At 70.9% G+C, this 8,824-nt stretch carries 8 protein-coding genes; 5 read left to right on the top strand and 3 right to left on the bottom strand.

Translation table 11 applies throughout. The features are described 5' to 3' along the window. Positions 1 to 98: 98 nt before the first annotated feature. Positions 99 to 854, bottom strand: coding sequence for a GntR family transcriptional regulator (locus ABT048_RS12920; protein ID WP_350521402.1), 756 nt, complete (start codon positions 852 to 854; stop codon positions 99 to 101). A 103-nt stretch (positions 855 to 957) separates the two neighbouring features. Here ABT048_RS12920 and ABT048_RS12915 point away from each other — a divergent pair, with 103 nt between their 5' ends. Further along, on the top strand, positions 958 to 1,221 hold the full coding sequence (locus ABT048_RS12915; RefSeq protein WP_350521401.1) for a hypothetical protein: 264 nt from the start codon (positions 958 to 960) through the stop codon (positions 1,219 to 1,221). Next, positions 1,218 to 1,436, top strand: coding sequence for a hypothetical protein (locus tag ABT048_RS12910; RefSeq protein WP_350521400.1), 219 nt, complete (start codon positions 1,218 to 1,220; stop codon positions 1,434 to 1,436). The genes ABT048_RS12915 and ABT048_RS12910 overlap by 4 nt, the downstream gene beginning before the upstream one ends. Before the next feature lie 45 nt (positions 1,437 to 1,481). Here ABT048_RS12910 and ABT048_RS12905 read toward each other — a convergent pair whose 3' ends face one another. Beyond that, positions 1,482 to 2,135 (bottom strand): MBL fold metallo-hydrolase, encoded by a 654-nt coding sequence (locus ABT048_RS12905; RefSeq protein WP_350521399.1) that lies wholly within the window; start codon positions 2,133 to 2,135, stop codon positions 1,482 to 1,484. A gap of 60 nt (positions 2,136 to 2,195) precedes the next feature. Next, complete coding sequence (locus ABT048_RS12900) at positions 2,196 to 2,930, bottom strand: maleylpyruvate isomerase family mycothiol-dependent enzyme (protein ID WP_350521398.1); 735 nt, start codon at positions 2,928 to 2,930, stop codon at positions 2,196 to 2,198. Positions 2,931 to 3,210: 280 nt separating this feature from the next. Between ABT048_RS12900 and uvrA the strand changes: the two genes are divergently transcribed. From uvrA to uvrC, 3 genes are all read left to right on the top strand, one after another. After that, positions 3,211 to 6,123 carry an excinuclease ABC subunit UvrA gene (uvrA, locus tag ABT048_RS12895; protein ID WP_350521397.1) on the top strand — a complete coding sequence of 971 codons (2,913 nt, stop codon included), beginning with the start codon at positions 3,211 to 3,213 and terminating at the stop codon, positions 6,121 to 6,123. Positions 6,124 to 6,242: 119 nt separating this feature from the next. Beyond that, positions 6,243 to 6,689: a Rieske (2Fe-2S) protein gene (locus ABT048_RS12890; RefSeq protein WP_350521396.1), complete on the top strand. Its 447-nt coding sequence runs from the start codon at positions 6,243 to 6,245 to the stop codon at positions 6,687 to 6,689. Positions 6,690 to 6,755: 66 nt separating this feature from the next. Then, a complete protein-coding gene (gene uvrC / locus ABT048_RS12885) occupies positions 6,756 to 8,789 on the top strand; it encodes an excinuclease ABC subunit UvrC (protein WP_350521395.1) in 2,034 nt (677 codons plus the stop codon). Positions 8,790 to 8,824 lie beyond the last annotated feature (35 nt).

Below are 8,824 nucleotides of genomic sequence, written 5' to 3'. Positions count from 1 at the left end.
CCTCGTGCCGCCGACACCCGCATCGCCGCCCGACTGGAGATCCAGCCCGGCGATCCGGTGATGCACACCAGCTACGTCTACCTGGCCGGCGGCGGGGCTCAGTTCTGTGGGCGCCGACCGTACTCGGCGACCCAGCGCGAGCCGAGCAGGACGATGTCGGCGGTCTCGACCGGGCGGCCGGTGGTCTGGTCGTAGTAGGTGCGCTCGATCGCCATCACGGGCACGGCGGGAGCGACGCCGAGGGCTTGGGCCTCGGAGCGGGTGACCTGACGGGCGGAGACGCGTTCGACCGGCATGCCGACCTCGATGCCGATGAGGGCCATCCGGTCGGCGACGCCGACGCCGGCGTGCGGACCAGCCTCCGGGAGGACGATCAGGCTGCCGCCGGTGATCGCCATGGACTCCCAGCTCTCGGCGAGCTGAGCCGGATCGCCGTCGGCCAGGTAGACGTAGCTGGTGTGCATCACCGGATCGCCGGGCTGGATCTCCAGTCGGGCGGCGATGCGGGTGTCGGCGGCACGAGGCTGTGACTCGTGTCGCCAGGTTCCGACCACGCCTTGTCGGGCGAGAGCGGCCTCCGTCGGAGATCCGTCGCCGGGTGCGACGCGCTGGCGACGTACCAGGACGGCCGGTGGTTCCTGGGACTTCACGTAGTAACCGGCGCCTGGCCGCGCGAGAACGAGTCCTTCGTCGATCAGTACGGCGTACGCCCGCTGGACCACGCCGGTCGAGACGTTGTGCTCGCGCTGAAGCGCACTGATGGACGGCATCCGATCGCCCGGCTGAAGCCGCCGGGAGGTGATGTGGCCGCGCAAGGTGTCCGCGACGTGCAGGTAAGAGGGTGTGTCGCTCACGCCTCGGCCTCCTCGCTCCGAATGGTGCGTTGCGGCTGACACCGTAACGCTCAGGCGGCTACTCTATCGATACGATTTCACCGTACCGATAAGGGGAACGTCGGTGCAGATCAGCATGCGCACGAGTCTGCTCAAGGCCTCGCTCGGTCAGGCGGCCGGGGCTCCCGTGCGAATCACCAAAGGGAAGGCCGGTCGCGTCCGGCTCTCCACTACCGCACCGGGCGACACCTCCTCCACGCAGTGGACCGAGGTGCTCGACATCCTTCGGTCGGGCTGTGCATGGGGCTCCACCGACGCCACGGGCGAAGTCATCGTCTGGGTGGAGCTGGAGGACTTCAACATGATCGACATGAGGGCCTGGTCATGACCGCTGCCGCCCGCCGCTCGGCCTCGCCGACCGGCATCGTGATCCGTTTCGATGTGGGCAAAGCCGGGCGCTATGTCAGCGCCGAGTGCCGGCTCGATGCGCATTGGGCCTGTCCCGGCGGTATCCGGGAGGTGTCCAGGGCCGTCGCCCTGGTGTGTCTCTGCATGGAACCGTCGTGTGCGTGCGCCCGGCACCTCTCGGGAAGCGAGCGTTGAGCCGGGCCGGTCGGCTCCGGGCGGAGCCGACCGGCCCGGAAGCCGCTACCAGCCGCGCTCGCGCCACTCGTCGAGGTGCGGGCGTTCGGCGCCGAGGGTGGTGTCGTTGCCGTGGCCGGGGTAGACCCAGGCCTCGTCCGGCAGGGCGTCGAAGATCTTCTCGTTGACGTCCCGGAAGAGGCTCTTGAAGGCCTCCGGGTCACCCCAGGTGTTGCCGACGCCGCCGGGGAAGAGGCAGTCGCCGGTGAAGACGTGCGGGTGGCCCTGCGGGTCGTCGTAGATCAGCACGATGGCGCCGGGGGTGTGCCCGACCAGGTGCCGGACGGTGAGCTCGACGTCGCCGACCCGCAGCCGCTCGCCGTCCGCGAGCCGCAGCTCGGTGGGCACGTCGATGCCCTCGGCGTCCTGCTCGCCGGCGGCGGTGCGGGCGCCGGTGGTGGCGACCACCTCGGCCAGCGCGGCCCAGTGGTCGTGGTGCCGGTGGGTGGTGACCACGGTCTCCAGCTCGTCGCCGACGGTCTCCAGCAGCACCGGGGCGTCCGCGGCGGCGTCGATCAGCAGCTGCTCGTCGGTGGCCCGGCAGCGCAGCAGGTAGGCGTTGTTGTCGTACGGGCCGACGGCCACCTTGGTGATGATCAGGTGGGCCAGTTCCCGTACGTCCGGCGGCCCGCCGACCTTGACCGCTCCGTGGTACGTCATCCGTCCGCTCCTCGTCCTAGTCCGGACCCGCCAACAGGGTTCAGGATCATCCTCGCGCCGTCAGCCCATCGGGGGAAGCGGGGGGAGGGCGGTGTCGGGGGTGCGGCGCAGGCCGGCGCCGTCGGAGCGGCCGGAGAGCCAGGCGGTCAGAGCGCGCTGCGGGCCCTCGACGGTCAGCGCGGGGGTGCCGGTGCCGATCAGGCCGAAGCTCCCGGTGTCCTCGGCGCGCACCTCGACGAGTGGCAGGCCGGGGCCGTGGAGCTTCTCCACGAGCCGGTGGAACTCCTCGACGGCGAACTCCTGCGGCCAGTCGCCCGGGCCGTGGCCGGCGGCCAGGTCGACGTGGTGGTACTCGACCTCCAGCAGGCGCTTGTGCGGGATGTCGGAGGCCGGGAAGACGTAGCCGGAGCGGTGCTTCACCTCTGCCGTCCAGGCCTGCGGGGTCAGCAGCGCGGCGGCCTCGGTGAAGCGGGCGTGCGACTCGCGCAGGTCGGCGAGGTGGACCTCCAGCGGGCGGGGCGCGTCGCGCTCGATGTCCTGGTCACGGGCCTCGTTGCTGACGTACTGCGGGATGTCGGCGCCGGTGCGGGCGCCGGTCAGCAGGTTGACCAGGGAGTCGGCGTTGCGGGCGAGGTGGGCCAGCACGTGGCCACGGGTCCAGCCGGGGAGCGCGGAGGGTTCGGCGACGGCCCCGGGCTCCAGCCCGGAGACGGTCTGCAGCAGGCGCTGGGTGCTCTCCTCGACCTGGCCGAGCCAGGCGGCGGCGGAGGCGGCGGCGGACTGCGGGTCGGTCATCGAATCTGCCTTCTGTCGGGAGACTGCGCGTTGCCCGCAGGGGGCTTCGCTCGTTGACCAGTCGACGCTACCGCCGGATCCGGGCCCTGAGCAGGGAGTTTTTCGGTACGCGCACGGTGTGGGTACGGACCGTCCCGGCCCCGCCCTCACTCGTTCGGGTGGTCTCCACTGGACAGAGTCGAGATTCGAACGTCTGAGCTATAGGCTGGCTGCCGCATCCTGGAAGAAGTACCGAATCTCACCGCAAGCCGTCTCGCCCCGGAGAAAGGCGCCAGAAGCAGTGGCCGACCGCCTCATCGTCCGCGGTGCTCGCGAGCACAACCTCAAGAACGTCTCGCTCGACCTGCCCCGCGACTCCCTCATCGTCTTCACGGGCCTCTCCGGCTCCGGCAAGTCCTCGCTCGCCTTCGACACGATCTTCGCCGAGGGCCAGCGCCGGTACGTCGAGTCGCTGTCGTCCTACGCCCGTCAGTTCCTCGGGCAGATGGACAAGCCCGACGTGGACTTCATCGAAGGCCTCTCCCCGGCCGTCTCGATCGACCAGAAGTCCACCAACCGCAACCCCCGTTCGACCGTCGGCACCATCACCGAGGTCTACGACTACCTGCGCCTGCTGTTCGCCCGGATCGGCAAGCCCCACTGTCCGCACTGCGGCCGCCCGATCGCCAAGCAGTCGCCGCAGGCGATCGTGGACAAGGTGCTGGAGCTCGCCGAGGGCACCCGGTTCCAGGTGCTCAGCCCGGTGGTGCGCGAGCGCAAGGGCGAGTTCGTCGACCTCTTCGCCGACCTCCAGTCCAAGGGCTACTCCCGCGCCCGCGTCGACGGCGAGACGATCCAGCTCGCCGAGCCGCCGAAGCTGAAGAAGCAGGAGAAGCACACCGTCGAGGTGGTCATCGACCGCCTCACCGTCAAGGAGAGCGCCAAGCGGCGGCTCACCGACTCGGTGGAGACGGCCCTGCGGCTGTCCGGCGGCATGGTCGTGCTCGACTTCGTCGACCTCCCCGAGGACGACCCGGAGCGCGAGCGGATGTACTCCGAGCACCTCTACTGCCCGTACGACGACGTGTCGTTCGAGGAGCTGGAGCCGCGCTCGTTCTCCTTCAACTCGCCGTTCGGCGCCTGCCCGGACTGCTCGGGCCTGGGCAACCGGATGGAGGTCGACCCGGAGCTGGTCGTACCGGACCCGGAGCGCTCGCTGGACGAGGGCGCGATCCACCCGTGGTCGGCCGGGCACGCCAAGGAGTACTTCCAGCGCCTGATCGACGCGCTCGCCGAGGAGCTCGGCTTCCGCACCGACATCCCGTGGGCCGGGCTGCCCGCCCGCGCCAAGAAGGCGCTGCTGTACGGGCACAAGCACCAGGTGCAGGTCCGCTACCGCAACCGCTTCGGCCGCGAGCGCTCGTACAGCACCGGCTTCGAGGGCGCCGTCCCGTTCATCCAGCGCCGGCACACCGAGGCGGAGAGCGACAGCAGCCGCGAGCGCTTCGAGGGCTACATGCGCGAGGTGCCCTGCCCGACGTGCCGGGGCACCCGGCTCAAGCCGGTGGTGCTCGCGGTCACCGTCGAGGACAGGTCGATCGCCGACGTCTCCTCGATGTCGATCAGCGACTGCGCCGAGTTCCTGGGCGCGATGAAGCTCAACGCCCGGGACAAGCAGATCGCCGAGCGGGTCCTCAAGGAGGTCAACGAGCGGCTGCGCTTCCTGGTCGACGTCGGCCTGGACTACCTCTCGCTCGACCGCGCGGCCGGCACCCTGTCCGGCGGCGAGGCCCAGCGCATCCGGCTGGCCACCCAGATCGGTTCCGGCCTGGTCGGCGTGCTCTACGTGCTGGACGAGCCGTCCATCGGCCTGCACCAGCGGGACAACCACCGGCTGATCGAGACGCTGGTGCGGCTGCGCGACATCGGCAACACCCTGATCGTGGTCGAGCACGACGAGGACACCATCAAGACCGCGGACTGGGTGGTCGACATCGGCCCGGGCGCGGGCGAGCACGGCGGCAAGGTGGTGCACTCCGGTTCGCTGAAGCAGCTGCTCGGCAACAAGGAGTCGCTGACCGGCCAGTACCTCTCGGGCAAGCGGTCCATCCCGATCCCGGACTCCCGCCGCGAGCGGGACAAGAAGCGGCAGTTGACCGTCCACGGTGCGCGCGAGCACAACCTCAAGGACGTCACGGTCGGCTTCCCGCTCGGCACCTTCACCGCGATCACCGGGGTCTCCGGCTCCGGCAAGTCGACGCTGGTCAACGACATCCTCTACACCCACCTCGCCCGGGAGCTGAACGGCGCCCGCAGCGTGCCCGGCCGGCACACCCGGATCACCGGCACCGACCAGGTGGACAAGGTGGTGCACGTCGACCAGTCGCCGATCGGCCGCACGCCGCGCTCCAACCCGGCCACCTACACCGGGGTGTTCGACCACGTCCGCCGGCTCTTCGCGGAGACCCAGGAGGCCAAGGTCCGCGGCTACCTGCCGGGCCGGTTCTCGTTCAACGTCAAGGGCGGTCGCTGCGAGAACTGCTCGGGCGACGGCACGATCAAGATCGAGATGAACTTCCTGCCGGACGTCTACGTCCCGTGCGAGGTCTGCCACGGCGCCCGGTACAACCGGGAGACGCTGGAGGTGCACTACAAGGGCAAGTCCATCGCCGAGGTGCTGGACATGCCGATCGAGGAGGCGCTGGCCTTCTTCGAGGCCGTCCCGGCGATCGCCCGGCACCTCAGGACGCTCAACGACGTCGGCCTCGGCTACGTCCGGCTCGGCCAGTCCGCGCCCACCCTCTCCGGCGGCGAGGCGCAGCGCGTCAAGCTCGCCTCGGAGCTGCAGAAGCGCTCCACCGGGCGGACGGTGTACGTGCTGGACGAGCCGACCACCGGTCTGCACTTCGAGGACATCAGCAAGCTGATCAAGGTGCTCAGCGGGCTGGTCGACAAGGGCAACACGGTGATCGTCATCGAGCACAACCTCGATGTGATCAAGACCGCCGACTGGGTCGTCGACATGGGTCCCGAGGGCGGCTCCGGCGGCGGCACGGTCGTCGCCGAGGGCACCCCCGAGCAGATCGCCGCCGTCCCGGAGAGCCACACCGGCAAGTTCCTGCGGGACATCCTGCCGAGCGACTTCGCGGACGCCCCGGTCGCCGCGGCGGCGAAGAAGGCGGCACCGCGCAAGCGCGCCGCGGCGAAGAAGTAACCGCGCCCGTACCGCCGCTCCCGGACCGCCCGAACAGTGGGAGGCCCGGGAGCGGCGGGGCGCGTGCGGCATAGACTTCCGTGGTCCCTCGCAGCAGCAGCAACCGTAGGAGCGCACCGATGTCCGAGGCCCCCGAGACCAGCCCCACCGCCTCCCGCCGCACCCTGCTCTGCGGGGCCGCGGCCGTCCTGGCGGCCGGCGGCACCGTGGCCGTGACCGGCTGCAGCTCGTCCTCCTCGGGCTCCTCCGGCTCCGGCGGCACCGCCAAGGGCCCGGTGGACCTCGGCGCGGCCTCGGCCGTACCGGAGGGCGGCGGCAAGGTGTACCGCGAGCAGAAGATCGTGGTGACCCAGCCGACCGCCGGCCAGTACAAGGCCTTCAGCGCCAAGTGCACCCACGCCGGCTGCATCGTGGACCAGGTGAAGAACCAGCAGATCCAGTGCCCCTGCCACGGCAGCCGCTTCGGCATCGCCGACGGCGCCGTGCAGGACGGCCCGGCCCCCTCCCCGCTGCCCGCCTACACCGTCACGGTCGAGGGCGGGAACCTCAAGGTGACCCCGAGCTGAAGCAGTTGACCCCCGTCGAGTTGATCTCCTCCCCGCGGCCCCGTCCCCACTCGGTACGGTGGACCCATGGCTGACCCGAGCACCTACCGCCCGGCGCCCGGCGCGATCCCGACCTCCCCGGGCGTCTACAAGTTCCGTGACGCCCACGGCCGGGTCATCTACGTCGGCAAGGCCAAGAGCCTGCGGCCGCGCCTGTCGTCCTACTTCCAGGACCTGGCCGGCCTGCACCCGCGCACCGCGACCATGGTCACCACCGCCGCCTCGGTGGAGTGGACCGTGGTCGGCACCGAGGTCGAGGCGCTCCAGCTGGAGTACTCCTGGATCAAGGAGTTCGACCCGCGGTTCAACGTCAAGTACCGCGACGACAAGAGCTATCCGGAACTCGCCGTCACCCTCAACGAGGAGTACCCGCGGGTCCAGGTGATGCGTGGGGCGCACAAGAAGGGCGTGCGCTACTTCGGCCCCTACGGGCACGCCTGGGCCATCCGCGAGACGGTCGACCTGCTGCTGCGTGTCTTCCCCGTCCGCACCTGCTCCAACGGCGTCTTCAAGCGCGCCCGCCAGGTCGGCCGGCCCTGCCTGCTCGGCTACATCGGCAAGTGCGCCGCGCCCTGCGTCGGCAAGGTCTCGGCGGACGAACACCGGGAGCTGGCCGAGGACTTCTGCGACTTCATGGCCGGGCGCACCGGCAACTACCTGCACCGGCTGGAAGAGCAGATGCAGGAGGCCGCGGCCGAGCTGGAGTACGAGAAGGCGGCCCGGCTGCGCGACGACATCGGCGCCCTCAAGCGCGCGATGGAGAAGAACGCCATCGTGCTCGCCGACGCCACCGACGCCGACCTGCTGGCCCTCGCCGAGGACGAACTCGAAGCCGCCGTGCAGATCTTCCACGTCCGCGGCGGCCGGGTGCGCGGCCAGCGCGGCTGGGTCACCGACAAGGTCGAGGACGTCGACACCGCCGGCCTGGTCGAGCACGCCCTCCAGCAGCTCTACGGCGGCGGCGAGTCCGTCCCGCGCGAGGTGCTCGTCCCCGCCCTGCCCGAGCCGGTCGAACCGGTGCGGGAGTGGCTGGCCGGCCTGCGCGGCAGCCAGGTCGACCTGCGCATCCCGCAGCGCGGCGACAAGAAGGACCTGATGGCCACCGTGCAGCGCAACGCCCAGCAGGCGCTCGCGCTGCACAAGACCAAGCGCGCCTCCGACCTCACCACCCGCAGCCGCGCCCTGCAGGAGATCGCCGACGCGCTGGAGCTGGACTCCGTCCCGCTGCGCATCGAGTGCTACGACATCTCCCACCTCCAGGGCGAGGACGTGGTCGCCTCCATGGTCGTCTTCGAGGACGGCCTGGCCCGCAAGAGCGAGTACCGGCGCTTCCAGATCAAGGGCTTCGAGGGCCAGGACGACGTCCGCTCCATGCACGAGGTGATCGGCCGCCGCTTCCGCCGCTACCTCCAGGAGCGCGAGCAGACCGGCGAGTGGGCCGTCCCCGAGGAGGACGAGCAGCCCGAGGACGGCCCGCGCACCGAGGAGGGCCGCCCCAGGCGCTTCGCCTACCCGCCCCAGCTGCTGGTGGTCGACGGCGGCCAGCCGCAGGTCGCCGCCGCCAAGCGCGCCCTGGACGAACTCGGCATCGACGACGTCGCGCTGTGCGGTCTGGCCAAGCGCCTGGAGGAGGTGTGGCTGCCCGGCGAGGACGACCCGGTGGTGCTGCCCCGCTCCAGTGAGGGCCTCTACCTGCTCCAGCGGGTCCGCGACGAGGCCCACCGCTTCGCGATCGGCTACCAGCGCAACAAGCGTTCCAAGCGACTCACCGCCGGGGAGCTGGACTCCGTCCCGGGCCTCGGCGAGACTCGCCGCCAGGCGCTGCTCAAGCACTTCGGCTCGCTGAAGAAGCTCCGGGCCGCCACCGTGGACGAACTCTGCGCGGTACCCGGCATCGGACGCCGCACTGCGGAGACTGTTGCGGCGGCGTTGTCGTCCCGTACACCCGCCGCACCCGCGGTCAACACCGCGACCGGCGAGATCATCGAGGACGGGGCCGACCAGGCCGCCGAGCCGGCGGCAGCAGCACCCCAGACCGCACCATCCCAGGAGACGCCATGACGGCCGACGCCGCCCGTCAGCCGGTGTGCCCCGAC

Source organism: Kitasatospora sp. NPDC096140 (assembly GCF_040303045.1).
Taxonomy (GTDB): Bacteria; Actinomycetota; Actinomycetes; order Streptomycetales; family Streptomycetaceae; genus Kitasatospora.
The sequence above is the reverse complement of the archived record's forward strand: the minus strand, read 5'-3'. Positions and strand labels throughout refer to the sequence as shown.